This is a genomic window from Bradyrhizobium sp. 155 (assembly GCF_023101105.1).
GTDB classification, from domain to species: Bacteria; Pseudomonadota; Alphaproteobacteria; order Rhizobiales; family Xanthobacteraceae; genus Bradyrhizobium; species Bradyrhizobium canariense_D.
This window is the reverse complement of the sequence record NZ_CP064704.1, coordinates 5,336,930-5,353,175: the sequence shown is the minus strand read 5'-3', so window position 1 is coordinate 5,353,175 and position 16,246 is coordinate 5,336,930. Positions and strand designations below refer to the sequence as shown.

At 64.4% G+C, this 16,246-nt stretch carries 16 protein-coding genes; 10 read left to right on the top strand and 6 right to left on the bottom strand.

Translation table 11 applies throughout. The features are described 5' to 3' along the window. Window positions 1–55 precede the first annotated feature (55 nt). Window positions 56–832: an SDR family oxidoreductase gene (locus IVA93_RS25985; protein WP_018456998.1), complete on the bottom strand. Its 777-nt coding sequence runs from the start codon at window positions 830–832 to the stop codon at window positions 56–58. A gap of 157 nt (window positions 833–989) precedes the next feature. On the opposite strand from IVA93_RS25985, the gene IVA93_RS25980 reads away from it, so the two are divergent. Then, the gene (locus IVA93_RS25980) at window positions 990–2,063 is read left to right on the top strand and encodes a tartrate dehydrogenase (protein WP_085362309.1); all 1,074 of its coding nucleotides are present in this window, start codon (window positions 990–992) and stop codon (window positions 2,061–2,063) included. A 193-nt stretch (window positions 2,064–2,256) separates the two neighbouring features. Here IVA93_RS25980 and IVA93_RS25975 read toward each other — a convergent pair whose 3' ends face one another. The 4 genes from IVA93_RS25975 to IVA93_RS25960 are packed head-to-tail and all read right to left on the bottom strand — an operon-like array spanning window position 2,257 to window position 6,466. Beyond that, window positions 2,257–3,330, bottom strand: coding sequence for a malate/lactate/ureidoglycolate dehydrogenase (locus tag IVA93_RS25975; RefSeq protein WP_018456996.1), 1,074 nt, complete (start codon window positions 3,328–3,330; stop codon window positions 2,257–2,259). A gap of 11 nt (window positions 3,331–3,341) precedes the next feature. After that, window positions 3,342–4,253: an NAD(P)-dependent oxidoreductase gene (locus IVA93_RS25970; protein WP_018456995.1), complete on the bottom strand. Its 912-nt coding sequence runs from the start codon at window positions 4,251–4,253 to the stop codon at window positions 3,342–3,344. Window positions 4,254–4,265: 12 nt separating this feature from the next. Next, entirely contained in the window at window positions 4,266–5,516 is a 1,251-nt protein-coding gene (locus IVA93_RS25965) for a Zn-dependent hydrolase (RefSeq protein ID WP_018456994.1), read from the bottom strand. A 32-nt stretch (window positions 5,517–5,548) separates the two neighbouring features. Then, window positions 5,549–6,466 carry a LysR family transcriptional regulator gene (locus tag IVA93_RS25960; RefSeq protein ID WP_018456993.1) on the bottom strand — a complete coding sequence of 306 codons (918 nt, stop codon included), beginning with the start codon at window positions 6,464–6,466 and terminating at the stop codon, window positions 5,549–5,551. Window positions 6,467–6,586: 120 nt separating this feature from the next. Here IVA93_RS25960 and IVA93_RS25955 point away from each other — a divergent pair, with 120 nt between their 5' ends. The 6 genes from IVA93_RS25955 (at window position 6,587) to IVA93_RS25930 (ending at window position 12,164) form a co-directional block, all read left to right on the top strand. Further along, window positions 6,587–7,402, top strand: a complete 816-nt coding sequence (locus IVA93_RS25955) for a putative hydro-lyase (RefSeq protein WP_247363469.1) — start codon at window positions 6,587–6,589, stop codon at window positions 7,400–7,402. An 89-nt stretch (window positions 7,403–7,491) separates the two neighbouring features. After that, a complete protein-coding gene (locus IVA93_RS25950; protein ID WP_247368190.1) occupies window positions 7,492–8,736 on the top strand; it encodes an ABC transporter substrate-binding protein in 1,245 nt (414 codons plus the stop codon). A gap of 150 nt (window positions 8,737–8,886) precedes the next feature. Further along, window positions 8,887–9,765 (top strand): branched-chain amino acid ABC transporter permease, encoded by an 879-nt coding sequence (locus IVA93_RS25945; protein WP_026233279.1) that lies wholly within the window; start codon window positions 8,887–8,889, stop codon window positions 9,763–9,765. After that, window positions 9,765–10,748, top strand: coding sequence for a branched-chain amino acid ABC transporter permease (locus tag IVA93_RS25940; RefSeq protein ID WP_018456989.1), 984 nt, complete (start codon window positions 9,765–9,767; stop codon window positions 10,746–10,748). The genes IVA93_RS25945 and IVA93_RS25940 overlap by 1 nt, the downstream gene beginning before the upstream one ends. Continuing rightward, window positions 10,745–11,476, top strand: coding sequence for an ABC transporter ATP-binding protein (locus IVA93_RS25935; RefSeq protein ID WP_018456988.1), 732 nt, complete (start codon window positions 10,745–10,747; stop codon window positions 11,474–11,476). Before IVA93_RS25940 ends, IVA93_RS25935 begins: the two co-directional genes overlap by 4 nt. Beyond that, window positions 11,460–12,164 (top strand): ABC transporter ATP-binding protein, encoded by a 705-nt coding sequence (locus IVA93_RS25930; RefSeq protein WP_018456987.1) that lies wholly within the window; start codon window positions 11,460–11,462, stop codon window positions 12,162–12,164. The genes IVA93_RS25935 and IVA93_RS25930 overlap by 17 nt, the downstream gene beginning before the upstream one ends. Window positions 12,165–12,346: 182 nt before the next feature. On the opposite strand, the gene otnC is transcribed toward IVA93_RS25930, so the two are convergent. Then, window positions 12,347–13,021, bottom strand: a complete 675-nt coding sequence (gene otnC / locus IVA93_RS25925) for a 3-oxo-tetronate 4-phosphate decarboxylase (RefSeq protein ID WP_247363468.1) — start codon at window positions 13,019–13,021, stop codon at window positions 12,347–12,349. 103 nt (window positions 13,022–13,124) lie between these two features. Between otnC and ltnD the strand changes: the two genes are divergently transcribed. The 3 genes from ltnD to otnK are packed head-to-tail and all read left to right on the top strand — an operon-like array spanning window position 13,125 to window position 16,128. After that, window positions 13,125–14,042, top strand: a complete 918-nt coding sequence (gene ltnD / locus IVA93_RS25920; RefSeq protein WP_247363467.1) for an L-threonate dehydrogenase — start codon at window positions 13,125–13,127, stop codon at window positions 14,040–14,042. Between the two features lie 17 nt (window positions 14,043–14,059). After that, window positions 14,060–14,842 carry a 2-oxo-tetronate isomerase gene (gene otnI, locus IVA93_RS25915; protein WP_085352176.1) on the top strand — a complete coding sequence of 261 codons (783 nt, stop codon included), beginning with the start codon at window positions 14,060–14,062 and terminating at the stop codon, window positions 14,840–14,842. Beyond that, entirely contained in the window at window positions 14,839–16,128 is a 1,290-nt protein-coding gene (gene otnK, locus IVA93_RS25910) for a 3-oxo-tetronate kinase (protein WP_247363466.1), read from the top strand. The genes otnI and otnK overlap by 4 nt, the downstream gene beginning before the upstream one ends. Window positions 16,129–16,246: the final 118 nt, after the last annotated feature.

The window sequence follows — 16,246 nt, the reverse complement described above, 5'->3', positions numbered from 1 at the left end:
CCTTCGCTAAAGCTTCGGCGGACAAGTCGCTGCGCTCGCAATGACGAGGATAAAGTTAACCCCATCCTGCGCTGATTCCGCCATCCACCGTATAGATGACCCCCGACGTATAGCCCGCGCGATCCGACGCCAGGAACGCCATGAGATCGCCGATCTCGCGCGCATGCGCAGGCCTGCCGAGCGGCAGGCTCTTCTGGAATTCCTTGTAGCGGCTCTCGTCGCCGAACTGGTGGTTTGCCCGCATCTTCAGCAGGGTGACGTGACGGTCAGTGCCAACCGGGCCGGGATTGATGCCGACCACACGGATGTTGTCGGCGAGGCTCTTGCCCCCGAGCGCGCGGGTGAAGGCCATCAGCGCGGCATTGCCGGCGCTGCCGCAGATGTAGTTGGCGTCGAATTTCTCGCCGGCGGCGCCGATGTCGTTGACGATCACGCCGCCGCCCTTCGCCTTCATCTGCGCATAGATCATACGCGTGAGGTTGATGTAGCCGAACACTTTCAATTCCCAGGCGTGCCGCCAGGTGGCCTCGTCGATCTTGTCAATGGAGCCGGCGGGAATGTCGCCGGCATTGTTGACGAGCACGTCGATGTCGGCGGCTTCCTTGGCGAGCCGCGTCAAATCCTCGCTCCTGCGCAAATCCACAATGCTCGTGGCGGCATCGATCTGGTGCGCCGAGCGCAAGCGCTCGGCCAAAGCCTTGAGCTGATCGCCATTGCGGGCGGCGAGGAGGAGATGACAGCCTTCCTCGGCAAAGGCCTCGGCGGCGGCTGCGCCGATACCCTTGGACGCGCCCGTGATCAGGACGCGCTTGCCACGCAGGTGCAGATCCATGGGAGTTACTCGCAGGAGAGGAACGGGAATAAAATCAGTAGGCGGTCGGCCGCGCCATGGTCAACATTGCAGTGCAGCGTTGCACTGCCGTCGCGTTTGGTCCATTGCAGTGCGGTCAAAAAGACGGCGGCTGCCGGACCAATCAAGGACGTTCTCGATGAGCAAGAAACAATACCGGATCGCGGTCATTCCCGGCGACGGCATCGGCAAGGAAGTGATGCCCGAGGGCCTGCGCGTTCTGGAGACCGCGGCGAAGAAGCACGGCGTGTCCCTTCATTTCGATCATTTCGACTTCTCGTCGTGGGACTATTACGAGAAGCACGGCCAGATGATGCCGGACGATTGGAAGGATCAGATCGGCAAGCACGATGCGATCTATTTCGGCGCGGTCGGCTGGCCGGCCAAGATTCCGGATCACGTCTCGCTCTGGGGTTCACTGATCAAATTCCGCCGCGAGTTCGACCAATATGTGAATTTGCGCCCGGTGCGGCTGATGCCGGGCGTGCCGTCGCCGCTGGCCAACCGCAAGCCCGGCGACATTGATTTCTGGGTCGTGCGCGAGAACACCGAAGGCGAATATTCCTCCGTCGGCGGCCGCATGTTCCCGGACACCGACCGTGAATTCGTGACGCAGCAGACGGTGATGACCCGCATCGGCGTCGATCGCATCCTGAAGTTCGCATTCGAGCTCGCGCAGTCGCGGCCGAAGAAGCACCTGACCTCGGCGACCAAGTCGAACGGCATCTCCATCACCATGCCCTATTGGGACGAGCGCGTGGAGGCGATGGCGAAGAAGTATCCAAGCGTGAAGTGGGACAAGTATCACATCGACATCCTGACCGCGAACTTCGTGCTGCATCCGGATTGGTTCGACGTCGTGGTCGGCTCCAATTTGTTCGGTGACATCCTGTCGGATCTCGGCCCGGCCTGCACCGGCACCATCGGCATCGCGCCGTCCGGCAACATCAACCCCGACGGCAATTTCCCGTCGGTGTTCGAGCCGGTGCACGGCTCGGCGCCCGACATCGCGGGGCAGGGCATCGCCAATCCGATCGGCGCAATCTGGTCCGGCGCGATGATGCTCGAGCATCTCGGCGAGAAGAAAGCCGGCAAGTCGATCGTCGATGCGATCGAGCGCACGCTGGCAGAGCGCACGCTCCGCACCAAGGATCTCGGCGGCAATGCCGACACTACGGCTTGCGGCAAGGCGGTCGCGGATATGGTGGATTAGAGCGCTGCTTTCCCTCCCCCCTTGTGGGGGAGGGTGGCTTCGATGCGAAGCATCGAAGACGGGTGAGGGGTTGTCTCCGCGGAGACAGACCTCTCAATTGTGCATTTCCCTTCGCGGACAGAACCCCTCATCCGGCGCTTCGCGCCACCTTCTCCCACAAGGGGAGAAGGGAAGAGCACCGTGCTCCGCCTCACTACCCCGCGATCTTCTCGATCGCCGCCTGATCCAGCCCGAACTTCTTTCCGGCCTCCAGAATCTCCTGCCAGGTGGTCGGATCGACAGGGATGCCTTCCGCGAGCCGCTTCTTCTTCGTCGCGCGCTCGGGCTCACCCGCGATCTTCACCTTGTCGACGCCTGGGGCCGGAGGTGAGCCGGTGTGCCAGGCGACGAAGCTCTCGACTTCGCGCGCGAGATTCTCCGCGGTGCCGAGCTTGCCGGGGTCGATGATGATCGAGAGCATGCCGTTGAGGACGTTGTGCTTGCCATCGGACGGACCCTTGACCACCTGCCCGCCGGAGAGCGCGCCGCCGAGGATTTCGCAAACCAGCGCGAGCCCTGAACCCTTGTGCTCGCCGAACGGCAGGATGGCGCCGTATGGCGGGATCACGGTGTAGCGCGGGTTGGTGGTCGGCTTGCCCTCATTGTCGATGATCGTGCCGGGCTCCAGCTCGACGCCCTTGTTGTGGGCGACGCGGGTCTTGCCCTGCGCGATCCTGCTGGTGGCGAAGTCGAGCACGATGGGGTCCTTGCCCGCGCGCGGGATGCCGACGCAGAACGGGTTGGTGCCGTGGCGCGCATCGCTGCCGCCCCAGGGCGCCACGATGGGACGCGAGATCACGTTGACGAAGTGGATCGAGACCAGCCCATGGTCGATGCACTGCTCGGCCCAGTGGCCGATGCGGCCGATATGGTGCGAGTTTGAGAGGCCGACGAGACACACGCCGTTGCGCTTGGCGCGCTCGGCTGCCAGCTCCATCGCTTCATGGCCGATCACTTGGCCGTAGCCGGTGAGCCCGTCGAGGGTGAGAAGCGGACCGGTGTCGAGCACGACCTTGACGTGCTGGTTCACGGCGAGGCCGCCCGTGGTGACGCTCTGGACATAGCGCGGGATCATGCCGACGCCGTGCGAATCGTGTCCCTTGAGGTTGGCCTCGACCAGATTGGTGGACACGAGCTCGGCCTCGCGGTCCGTAGACCCGCCGGCCTTGACGATGGCGCTGATAGCTTCGATGAGCGGCTGTGCCTTGATGGTGCGGTAATCGGCCATTGTTGTTGCTCTTATTCCTTCACGATCCGGCGGCAGTGCTCCCATGCCGCGCCAATCAGGTTCTCGCTCGCCTCCGGGGTCCGGAACGCCGAATGCGCCGACAACGTCACGTTCGGCAGTTTTGTCAGCGGATGATCGCCGGGCAATGGCTCGATATTGAACACGTCGAGGCCGGCATGGCGGATGTGGCCCGACTTCAGGGCATCGATCATGGCGGCCTCGTCGACGACGGCGGCGCGGGCGGTGTTGATGAGGATGACGCCCGGCTTCATCTTCGCGATCATCTCGCGGGTGATCATGCCGCGCGTCTCGTCGTTGAGCAGCAGATGCAGCGATACGACGTCTGCTCTCGCCAACACCGTGTCGAGATCGGCGAATTCCACGCCCGGATAGCTCTTCGGCGAGCGGTTCCAGGCGATCACCTTCATGCCGCTGCCCAAGGCAATGCGCGCGACCTCCGCGGCAATACCGCCGAAGCCGATCAGGCCGAGCGTCTTGCCAGTGAGTTGCATGCCGTCTTCGCGGAGCCAGTTTCCGCCGCGCATCTCGCGGTCCATCATCGCGATGACGCGGGCCGAAGCCCACATCAGCGTGATCGCGCATTCCGCGACCGCCGTGTCGCCATAGCCCTTGATCAGGTGCACGGAGATGCCGAGCTCAGCGAGCTCCTCCGGGTTCATGTAGCTGCGCGCGCCGGTGCCGAGGAACACGACATGCTTCAACCCTGTGCACTTCTTTGCGACGTCGGTAGGCAGCGCGGTGTGGTCGACGATCGCGATCTCGGCGCCGTCGAGGATTTCAGGATATTGTTCGGGTTTGATGTCGGGATCCCTGTGGATCCGCACCTTGGGATCGCCGGGCTGCTCCAGCCGCTCCATGATCACGGCGAGAGTTTCATTGGCGTCGACGAAAACTCCGCGCATGGTTCTCTCCGGTCAGGATGCGACGCCGGCGATCGCCAGCACCGTGTGCATGAGGACGTTGGTGCCCGCGGCGCAATCGGGCTGCGTGGCGTCTTCCAGCTCATTGTGGCTGATGCCGTCCTTGCAGGGCACGAACACCATTGCGGCCGGCATGATTGTGTTGAGATTGCAGGCGTCGTGGCCGGCGCCGGAGGTGATGCGGCGAGAGGAGTAGCCGAGCGTCTTCGCCGCGTTCTCGACTGCGGCAATCAATTTGGGATCGAAATGCGTCGGCGGCTTGCGCCAGACCAGGTCGATCTTCACCTCGACCTTGCGGCGTGCGGCGATCTCGGCAATCGCGCTGCGCAGATCGCGATCGAGCGCATCCATGATCGCGCCATCCGCACTGCGGCAATCCATCGTGAAGGCGATCTCGCCGGGAATGACGTTGCGCGAGGGGTTTGCGATCACGGCCTCGCCGATGGTACCGACGGCCTTCGGCCCGTACTTCCTCGCAATGGCCTCCATCGCCAGCACGATCTCGGACAGCGTCGCCAACGCGTCGCGCCGCAGCGGCATCGGCGTCGATCCGGCATGGCTCTCGAAGCCGGAAATCTTGCCGTCGTACCAAAGCACGCCCTGGCCGGAATCGACCACGCCGATGGTCTTGCCTTCGGCCTCCAGGATCGGGCCCTGCTCGATGTGCAATTCGACGAAGGAACCGAGCTTCTGGAACCCGACCGGCTTGTCGCCGCGATAACCGATGCCATCGAGCGCCTGGCCGACGGTGGTGCCATCAGCGTCCTTGCGCGACAAGATGTCATCGGTGGTGAAGTCGCCGACATAGGCAGCGGAGGCCATCATCGCGGGAGCGAAGCGCGAACCCTCTTCGTTGGTCCAGTTGACGACGCAGATCGGCGCCTCGGTTTCGATCCCGGCGTCGTTCAGCGTGCGGATCACTTCGAGCGCACCGAGCGTTCCCAGAATGCCGTCATACTTGCCGCCGGTCGGTTGCGTGTCGAGATGCGAGCCGATGCCGACGGGCGGCTTCGACATGTCGCGTCCCTTGCGCAGCCCGAACTGCGAGCCGAGCGCATCGGTGTGCACCTCCAAGCCGGCGTCCTCGCAGGCCTTGCGGAACCAGTCGCGTACCAGCTTGTCCTCCGCGCTCAGCGTCAGCCGCCGCACGCCGCCCTTGGCCGTCGCGCCGAACTGCGCGGTCTCGTGGATGGAGCCCCAGAGGCGGGCGGAATCGATTTGCAAATTGGTGGCGGCTCGGCTCATGCGGTCAGTCTCTCAATTGTCCGGCGCCTGTTTCAATGACGCGCCGGCGCGGGCGCGTCAACTGCGAGGCTGCTCTGCGCAATCTGACATGCAAGCTCTGCGACCCGCTCCACCGCCACGACATCGGGCGAGGCGAGCCAGCTCGCGGTGAATGTCAGCGGCGCGATTTTGAGATCGGTGTCGAGCAGTTGCAACCGCCCGTCTGCGAGCTCGTTCTCGACGATGGCGTCGGGGATCACGGCGATGCCGAGGCCCTCGACCGCCATGTGGATGACGGTCGCAAGCGAGGCGGAGGCGTGCAGCCGGATCGGAGGCAGCTCCGGCCGGTCGAACACTTCGCGCACGACCTCGTAGGGACGCGTCTTCCGCGGGAAGGTAATGATCGGAAACCGCGCGAGCTCAGCCCGCGTCACCGGTCCATCGCCGAGGCCGAGCGAGGGGCTGGCGAGAAAACCGATCGGATAGTCGGCGAGGACGCGATTGTGCACCCCGGAGGCCGAGAGCGGACCGACGACGAAGGCAAGCTCGATCTCCTGCGCAAGCAGGCGCGCGGTCAGGTTCGGCGTGATGTCGACCTCGATCTCCAGCGACAGGTTTGGGTAGACCTCGTTCATGCTCTTCACCAGCCGCGGCAGCCAAGTGTGCACGATGGTTTCGGCGACGCCGAGTCGCATCACGCCGCGCATCGCCGAGCGGTCGCCGATCTCGGCGATCATCGCGGCGCGCAGGCCGATCAGCTTCTCCGCATAGACCATCATCTGTCGGCCGCTCGGTGTCGGCGAGGCCACGCGGTGGTCGCGATTTAGGAGCTTCACCCCCATCTCGCGCTCGAGCTGGGCGATGCGCTGGGAGATCGCCGGCTGAGTCGTGTTGAGGCGTGCTGCGGCGCCGCGAAAGCTGCCGAGCTTCACAACCCAAAGGAACGTCTCGATCGATCTGAAGTCCAGCATTGGAAGGATTTTCCCGTCCGATAAATGAAATTTATCGATATTGATTAGAAAGGAAGATTAGACTTTATAGCACGCGTGGTGTTGGCTTGTCTTTGTCGAGTTTATAGGCAGGTCGATCCCATGACTGTTTTGGTGGCAGTGCAGCAAACTGAAACGCCCGACACGCTCCCGAGCCGCAAGGCGCGGCTTGCCTACCGCGAGGGGCTGGTCGCCTCCACCGCCGGCGTTGCCCCCGGCTTCGTCCAGGGCAATCTGGCAATCTTGCCGGCGGAATATGCCGGGGCGTTCCATCGCTTCTGCCAGCTCAATCCCAAGCCGTGCCCGATCATCGGCATGTCCGATGTGGGCAGTCCGCACATCCCGGCGCTGGGCGCCGATCTCGACATTCGCACCGACGTGCCGCGCTATCGCGTCTGGCGCGACGGCGAAGTCGTGGACGAGCCGACCGATGTCACCAAATACTGGCCCGACGATCTCGTGACCTTCGTGCTCGGCTGCTCGTTCTCGTTCGAAGAGGCGCTGCTCGACGAGGGCATGCCGATCCGCCACATCGAGCACAATGTGCGCGTGCCGATGTATCGCACCAACATCGCTTGCGGCGAGTCCGGTCCCTTTGCCGGTCCCATGGTGGTGTCGATGCGTCCGTTCAAGCCGGCGGATGCGATCCGTGCGGTGCAGATCACCTCGCGCTATCCGGCCGTGCACGGCGCGCCCGTGCATCTCGGCCATCCGCACCTGATCGGCATCAAGGACATCGCCAAGCCCGATTACGGCGATCCGGTGCCGGTCGCCGACGACGAGATCCCGGTGTTCTGGGCCTGCGGCGTGACACCGCAATCGGTCATCAACGCTGCCAAGCTGCCGTTTGCGATCACGCATTCGCCCGGCCTGATGCTGGTGACGGATCTCAAGAACAGGACCATGGCCGTGATTTAGTGGGCAGCGTTTGCTGCTTCTTCGAGCTTTACCGCATCCATCAATCGCTTCATTCGATCGGCTGAAATTCAGTAACAGGGGACTTTGCCATGACGATCACTCGCCGCGACGTATTGTTGGGAGCCACCGCTACGGCCGCGCTAGTGCCGCTGGCAGCGCGCGCACAGACTTCGGAAGTCGTGATCGGCGTGATCTATCCGTTCTCCGGCGGCAGCGCACAGCAGGGCGTCGACGCGCAGAAGGCCTATGAAACCGCGCTCGAGGTCATCAACAAGGACACCGATTTCGACCTGCCACTGGCGAAGGGCGAGGGCCTGCCGGGTCTCGGCGGCGCAAAGGTCCGCCTCGTTTTCGCCGACCACCAGGCCGATCCGCAGAAGGGCCGCGCCGAGGCCGAGCGCCTGATCACGCAGGAGAAGGTCTCCGCCATCATCGGCACCTATCAGAGCGCGGTCGCCGTCACCGTCAGCCAGATCTGCGAGCGCTACCAGATCCCGTTCGTCTCGGCCGACAACTCCTCGCCCAGCCTGCATCGCCGTGGCCTGAAATATTACTTCCGCGCCGCGCCGCATGACGAGATGTACTCGGCCGCCATGTTCGACTTCTTCGATGCCTTGAAGAAGAAGGGCACCAAGATCGAGACGCTATCGCTGTTCCACGAGGACACCATCTTCGGCACCGATTCCGGCAACGCCCAGGCCAAGATCGCCGGCGAGCGCGGCTACAAGATCGTCTCCGACATCAAGTATCGCGCCAACTCGCCCTCGCTCTCGGCCGAGGTGCAGCAGCTCAAGAGCGCCAACGCCGACGTGCTGATGCCCTCGAGCTACACCACTGATGGCATCTTGCTGGTGAAGACCATGGGCGAGCTTGGTTACAAGCCGAACGCGATCGTGGCGCAGGACGCCGGTTTCTCCGAGAAGGCGCTCTACGACGCTGTCGGCGACAAGCTGGAAGGCGTGATCTCGCGCGGCACCTTCTCGCTCGACCTCGCGCAGAAGCGTCCGATGGTTGGCAAGATCAACGAGATGTTCAAGACGCGGTCGGGCAAGGATTTCAACGACCTCACCTCGCGTCAGTTCATGGGCCTGATCATCCTCGCCGACGCCATCAGCCGCGCCAAGTCGACTGACGGCGAGAAGATCCGCGACGCGCTGGCCGCCACCGACATCCCGGGCGAGCAGACCATCATGCCCTGGAAGCGTGTCAAGTTCGACGAGATGGGCCAGAACAACGACGCCGACCCGGTGCTGCTGCAATATGTCGCCGGCAAGTTCGTCACCATCTTCCCGCCGCAGGCCGCGATCGCCGAGGCGATCTGGCCGATGAAGTAAGACACGGCGAGCGGGAGCACAGATCGTAGCTCCCGCCCTCATCCTGAGGAGCGGGCGCAGCCCGCGTCTCGAAGGACGAGGGCTGGGCCATCCTTCGAGACGCGCGGTGCGCGCTCCTCAGGATGAGGACGTAGTTCGGGGGACAGACTTTTGACAGCCCAAACCATTATCCAAAGTCTCGCGAGCGGCCTCCTCATGGGCCTGCTCTACGGACTGATCGCCGTCGGCCTCGCGCTGATCTTCGGCCTGATGGACGTCGTGAACTTCGCTCACGGGGAGTTCCTGATGATCGCGATGTATGTGAGCTTCTTCCTGTTCACGTTCTTCGCCATCGACCCCTTGCTGTCGGCGCCGCTCGTGGCCGCCGCGCTGTTCGTATTCGGAGCGGTCGTCTATCTGTTGATCGTGCGCTTCGCCATGCGGGCCAAGGCCAACGCGGGCATGGTGCAGATCTTCTCCACCTTTGGCCTCGCCATCGTGATGCGCGGCCTCGCGCAGTTCTTCTTCACGCCTGACTATCGCAGCGTTCCGCAGTCCTGGCTCGGCGGCAAGACGATCTCGATCGCCGGCGTCTTCCTGCCGGAGCCGCAGCTCATGGGTGCGCTGGTTTCGATCCTGGCCTTTGCTGGCCTCTACTTCTTCATCCATCGCACCGATTTCGGTCGCGCGCTGGAGGCCACCCGTGAAGATCCCGGCGCGGTGGCCCTCGTCGGCATCGACAAGAACCGCGTGTTCGCGCTCGGCTGGGGGCTTGGTGCCGCGCTGGTCGGCCTCGCCGGAGCGATCATGGCAAGCTTCTTCTATATCTATCCCGACGTCGGCGCGTCCTTTGCGCTGATCGCCTACGTCACGGTCGCGCTCGGCGGCTTCGGCAGCGTGTTCGGCGCGTTCGCCGGCGGGATCATCGTGGGCCTCGTCGAGGCCACCACCGCGCTGGTGCTGCCGCCGTCGCTGAAATCGGTCGGCATCTACGCCGTCTACCTGCTGGTCGTCTTCATCCGGCCGCGTGGCCTGTTCGGATCGATGTGATGGACAAGGATTTTGCCGCGCGGCGCCGCCGCGACCTCATCATCGCCGCGGTGCTGACCGCCCTGGCGGCGCTCGCTCCGCTGTTCATCAAGGACGTCTACGTCCAGAACATCCTGATCCTGACCTTGATGTATGCGGCGCTGTCGCAGAGCTGGAACATTCTCTCTGGCTATTGCGGGCAGATCTCGCTGGGACATGCGCTCTATTTCGGCATCGGCGCCTACACCACCGAACTCCTGTTCACCAAGTTCGGCGTGCTGCCATGGTTCGGCATGCTCGCCGGCGGCGCGGTCGCGGCCGCGATTGCGATGGGGCTCGGCTATCCCTTCTTTCGGTTGCGCGGCCATTACTTCGTGATCGCGACCATCGTTATCGCCGAGATCGGGCTGCTGTTGTTCCAGAATTGGGAATGGGCGGGGGCTGCGATGGGAATCACCATTCCGGTGCGCGGCGACAGCTGGCTGAAGTTCCAGTTCATGCGCAGCAAGCTGCCTTACTTTTATTTCGCGCTGGTGCTGTGCAGCCTCGCCTGGTTCGTCACCTGGTGGCTGGAGGACTCCAAATGGGGCTTCTGGTGGCGCGCGGTAAAGGACAATGCGGAAGCGGCCGAGAGCCTCGGTGTCGTCGTGTTCAACTCCAAAATGGGCGCGGCCGCCGTCTCCGCTTTCCTCGTCGCCATCGGCGGCGCCTTCTATGCCCAGTTTCTCGCCTATATCGATCCTGAAAGCGTGATGGGCTTCCAGTTCTCGCTGCTGATGGCGTTGCCCGCCGTGCTTGGCGGCATCGGCACCCTCTGGGGACCCGTGTTAGGGGCGGCCATCCTGATCCCGATGACGGAGCTGACGCGCTCCTATATCGGCGGCTCCGGCCGCGGCGTCGACCTCATTGTCTACGGCACGCTGATCGTGCTGATTTCGCTCGCCCTGCCGCAGGGTCTGGTGAGCCTGTTCTCTCGTGCGAAGCGGAAGGGAGCCACGCGATGACCCCGCTGCTTGAAACCCGCGGCGTCTGGCAGCGTTTCGGCGGCCTCGTCGCCAACAGCGACGTCTCGATCTCTGTGGGTCGCGGCGAGATCGTCGGCCTGATCGGCCCGAATGGTGCCGGCAAGTCGACGCTGTTCAATCTCATCGCCGGCGTGCTGCCGCCGACGCAAGGCTCGATCTGGTTCGACGGCGAGGATGTCACCAGCATGCCGGCCGCCGAGCGCTGCCAGCGCGGCATCGGGCGCACCTTCCAGGTCGTCAAGAGCTTCGAGACCATGACGGTGATCGACAACGTCATCGTCGGTGCGCTGGTGCGCAACACCGTGATGCGCGAGGCACGCCGCAAGGCGCATGAGGTGCTCGAATTCACCGGCCTTGCTGCGCGCGCCAACGTGCTCGCGAGCGACCTCGTGCCGGCCGAAAAGCGCCGCCTCGAAGTCGCGCGCGCGCTTGCGACTGAACCAAAGCTGCTGCTGCTCGACGAAGTCCTCACTGGTCTTACGCCGACCGAGGCGCAGACCGGTGTCGCGCTGGTGCGCAAGGTGCGTGACGCCGGCATCACCGTGCTGATGGTCGAGCACGTCATGGAGATCGTGATGCCGCTGGTCGATCGTGCCATCGTGCTCGACCTCGGCAAGGTGCTGGTCGAGGGCAAGCCCACTGAAATCGTCCGCGATCCCAAGGTGATCAGCGCATATCTGGGAGATCGTCATGCTGTCGGTGCGTGAAGTCACGACCGCCTATCAGGGCCTGGTCGCGATCTTCGCGGTCAGCATCGAAGTCGCCAAGGGCGAGATCGTCTGCGTCGCCGGCGCCAACGGCGCGGGCAAGTCGACGCTGCTGAAATCCATCGCCGGCGCCGAGCGCCCGCGCTCGGGCACGGTGACGTTCGACGGCAAGCGCCTCGACGGCATGGCGCAGCACCACATCACGGCGACCGGCATCGCCTATGTGCCGGAGAACCGCCGCTTGTTTCCGCGCCTCTCCGTGCGCGACAATCTGCGCCTCGGCAGCTATCTCTACCGCGGCGAGGCCGACCGCGAGAGCCCGCTCGATCTCGTGTTCCAGCTATTTCCGCGCCTCTCCGAACGCCTCGAGCAGCGCGCCGAGACGCTAAGCGGCGGCGAGCAGCAGATGCTCGCGATCGGCCGTGCGCTGATGACGCGCCCGCGGCTGTTGATGCTGGACGAGCCCTCGCAGGGCATCATGCCGAAGCTGGTCGACGAGATCTTCCAGGCCGTCAAGCGCATCCGCGACGCCGGCATGACCGTGCTGATCGTGGAGCAACGCATGGCGGAGTGCCTGGAGATCGCCGACCGCGCCTACATCCTGCAAACCGGCCGCGTGCTGATGCAGGGCGCCGCAAGCGAGATCAAGGGCAATCCGGACGTGCGCAAGGCGTATTTGGGGCTGTAGTTGCGAAGCGTTGGGCACGACTCGCGCAACACACTCGGCGTCATCGCCCGCAAAGGCGGGCGATCCAGTATTCCAGAGGCCGTTGTGATTGAGCCGAGAAGCCGCGGCGTACTGGATTCCCCGCCTTCGCGGGGAATGACAGCGGAGTAGGGGGGGTTAGTTCGCCCGCGGCTGCACGAGGCTCATTCCTCGTGCCGGTGCGCCGGAAGTGTCACCCCGAACACCTTCACCAGATCCGCCACCTGCTCCGGCGACAAATACCGTGGGTTCAGCCCGCGTAACAGCAGGTACAGCTTCGCCGTCTCTTCCAGCTCCTCGGTTGCGAACACGGCTGCTTCCAGCGTGTCGCCCGCGACGACCGGACCGTGATTGGCGAGCAGCACGGACGAATATTCCCCCGCCAGACCCCTGATCGCATCGGCGACCGCGGGATCGCCAGGGCGGTAATAAGGCACGAGCGCGGTGGCGCCGCATTTCATCAGATAATAAGCGGTCATCGGCGGCAGCGCGGCGCGCGGGTCAATCTCCGGCAGCATCGACAGCGCGACCGAATGGGTGGAATGCAGATGCACGATCGCCCTTGCGCTCCCGCGCGTGGCGTAGAGTGCATTGTGCAGCGGAACTTCCTTGGTCGGCGCATCGCCCGAAACCAGTCGGCCCTGATCGTCCAGCCGCGACAGTTTTGCGGGATCGAGGAAGCCGAACGAGGCATTGGTCGGCGTCACCAGCCAGCCGCCGCCGTCCAGCCTGGCGCTGATATTGCCGGAGGAGCCGGGCGTCAGCCCACGCTCGAACAGGGACCGTCCGAAGCGGCAAATGTCTTCGCGCAGCAATGTCTCGTTGCTCATGGCCGTCATGTCCGTTTGTCTCACGCTTTGGCAGCGCGGCCAAGCCGTGTTATTCGGTTGCCAAGCTGCCGCAAAAGGCGGCCGTCCGGGAAACGTTGCAAGGATCAGTTGTATGTCCGCCTCCACGTCACAGAATCAGCGCATCGCCGTCATCGGGCTCGGCTCGATGGGGTTCGGCATGGCGAGCTCGCTGAAGCGCGCCGGTCATGTCGTCACCGGCTGCGACGTCTCGGCTGATGCGGTCGCGCGCTTCGTGACGGAGGGCGGCGCCGGCGCCAAGACGCCGGCCGAAGCTGCCAAGGGCGCCGACATCGTCGTCAGCGTCGTCGTCAATGCCGCGCAGACCGAGACGATCCTGTTCGGCAAGGATGGCGTCGCCGAAACCATGGCGAAGGACAGCGTCTTCCTGTCGTCGGCGACTATGGATCCCGACGTGGCTCGGCGTCTCGCCAAGCAGCTGGAGGCGACCGGCCAGCACTATCTGGATGCACCGATCTCCGGCGGGGCGCAGCGCGCAGCGCAGGGCGAGCTGACGATCCTTGCCTCCGGCAGTCCGGCTGCGTTTGAGAAAGCGCGGCCCGCGCTCGATGCCATGGCCGCGAAGCTCTACGAGCTTGGCGATGCCGCAGGCCAGGGCGCCGCCTTCAAGATGATCAACCAGCTGCTCGCCGGCGTGCATATCGCCGCTGCCAGCGAGGCGATCGCGTTCGCGGCCAAGCAGGGTCTCGACATCCGCAAGGTCTATGAGGTGATCACGGCGTCCGCCGGAAACTCCTGGATGTTCGAGAACCGCATGCCGCACGTGCTCGACGGCGATTACACGCCGCGCAGTGCGGTCGAGATCTTCGTCAAGGATCTCGGCATCATCCAGGATATGGCGCGCAGTGCCAGATTCCCGGTTCCGGTCTCCGCCGCAGCACTTCAGATGTTCTTGATGACGGCAGCCTCCGGCATGGGCCGCGACGATGATGCGTCGGTGGCGCGGATGTATGCGCGGGTCACCGGCGTGAAACTGCCCGGCGACAAGTAAAGGATAAGAGGATTCCGATGCCCCGTTTTGCCGCCAATCTCTCGATGATGTTCACCGAGGTGCCGTTCCTCGACCGCTTCGACGCCGCTGCCGCAGCCGGCTTCACCGCAGTCGAGTTTCTCTTTCCCTATGAGCATTCGGCCGAGGCGGTCGGCGAGCGGCTCAAGCGCAACGGCTTGACTCAGGCGCTGTTCAACCTGCCACCGGGCGACTGGAATGCCGGCGAGAAGGGCTTTGCGGCGCTCCCGTCGCGATTCCCCGAGCTGAAGGCGAGCCTGGAAACTGCGCTGCCCTACGCCAAGGCGACCGGCGTCAAGCGGCTGCATTTGATGGCGGGCATCGCCAACCGTGGCGAGCGCGTCGCGATCGAGGCGTTCTACAAATCAGTGGCGTGGGCCGCCGAGTTCTTTGCGCCGCACGGCATCGACATCGTGCTCGAGCCGATCAATGCGCGCAACGTGCCCGGCTATTTCCTCAATGATTTCGGCTTCGCGCGCGACCTGATCCAGGAGCTGCGGCTTCCGAACCTGAAACTCCAGTTCGACATTTATCACTGCCAGATCATCCATGGCGACGTTACGATGCGGCTGCGCGAGATGATGCCGGTGATCGGTCACATCCAGATCGCCAGCATTCCCTCGCGCAACGAGCCTGACGGCGAGGAGCTGAACTATCCGTTCCTGTTCGACGAACTCGACCGGCTCGGTTATGCCGGCTTCGTCGGCTGCGAATATAATCCGCGAGGCAAGACCACCGACGGCCTCGCCTGGTTCAGGCCTTATGCGGGAGTGAAGCCGTGACATTTGCAGCGAAAATATCTCTTGGCTGCATTGCCGACGACTACACCGGCGCCTCCGACCTCGCCAACACGCTGACGCGCGCCGGCCTGCGCACGGTGCAGACCATCGGCGTGCCCGCGGACGATCTCGCGCTGCCCGAGGTCGACGCCGTCGTGGTGTCCTTGAAGAGCCGTTCGATCGAGGCCAACCTTGCCGTGTCGCGCTCGCGCGCGGCCGAGACATGGCTGCGCGGCCGCGGCGCAAGCCACGTGCTGTTCAAGATCTGCTCGACCTTCGATTCCACCGATGCGGGCAATATCGGCCCGGTGATGGACGCGCTGCGCGCCGATTGCGGCGAGACGGCCGTGCTGGTGACGCCGGCTTTCCCGGAGACCGGCCGCACCGTCTACCAGGGCAATCTGTTCGTGGGCGCCGTGCCGCTGAACGAGAGCCCGCTGAAGGACCATCCGCTCAACCCGATGCACGATTCCAACCTGGTGCGTGTGCTGACGCGCCAGAGCAAGACGCAAATCGGCCTGGTCGATCTCGCCACCGTCACGCGCGGCGCGGATGCCGTGCGGACGCGGCTGGCCGAACTCGCCGGCAAAGGCATTGGCGCGGCGATCATCGATGCCGTCTTCGATCGCGACCTCGAAACCATCGGCCTCGTCGCTGCCCAGCATCGGCTGTCGGTCGGCGCTTCCGGCATGGGTCTTGGGCTGGCGCGGGCGCTGGTGTCGACAGGCAAGGTCACATCGACCGCGGCGACCAGCGAGGCGGGGGCAGCGGTCGGAGGACCGGCGGCGTGCCTTGCCGGAAGCTGCTCGCAGGCGACGCTCCAGCAGATCGCCAATGCCGAGCGCGTCATGCCGGTGCTGCATCTCGATCCGGACCGTATTACTACGGGCGAGGACGAGGCCCAGCGCGCTCTGGCCTGGGCGAAGCCCCGACTGGCGGAGGGTCCGGTCCTGATCGCATCGAGCTCGACGCCGGATCAGGTCGCCGCGCTCCAGGCGCGCCGTGGTCGCGACGCGGCCGGTCACGCCATCGAGCAGGCGATGGCCGACATTGCCGAAGGTCTGGTGCGGGCCGGCGTCAAGCGACTGGTCGTTGCCGGCGGGGAGACATCCGGCGCCGTGGTCGACCGATTGAAGATTCCGGGATTTCTCGTCGGAGTAGAGATTGCGGCGGGCGTCCCGGTGCTGCGCGCGGTCGGTGCTGAAAAAAGCGACATGCTGCTCGCCTTGAAGTCCGGAAATTTCGGCGGCGCGGAGTTTTTCTCCGACGCGCTTAGGCTCATGCGCTGAACGCAGGGCATTTTTAGCGCCATGTTCATTTGTTTCGGGCTTTCGTAGTTGTACGGAGTCGTGTTTACATCTGCTCAAGTGCTCTAGGTGTTGGATGTCGGTGCTGCTCCCTTTGGTT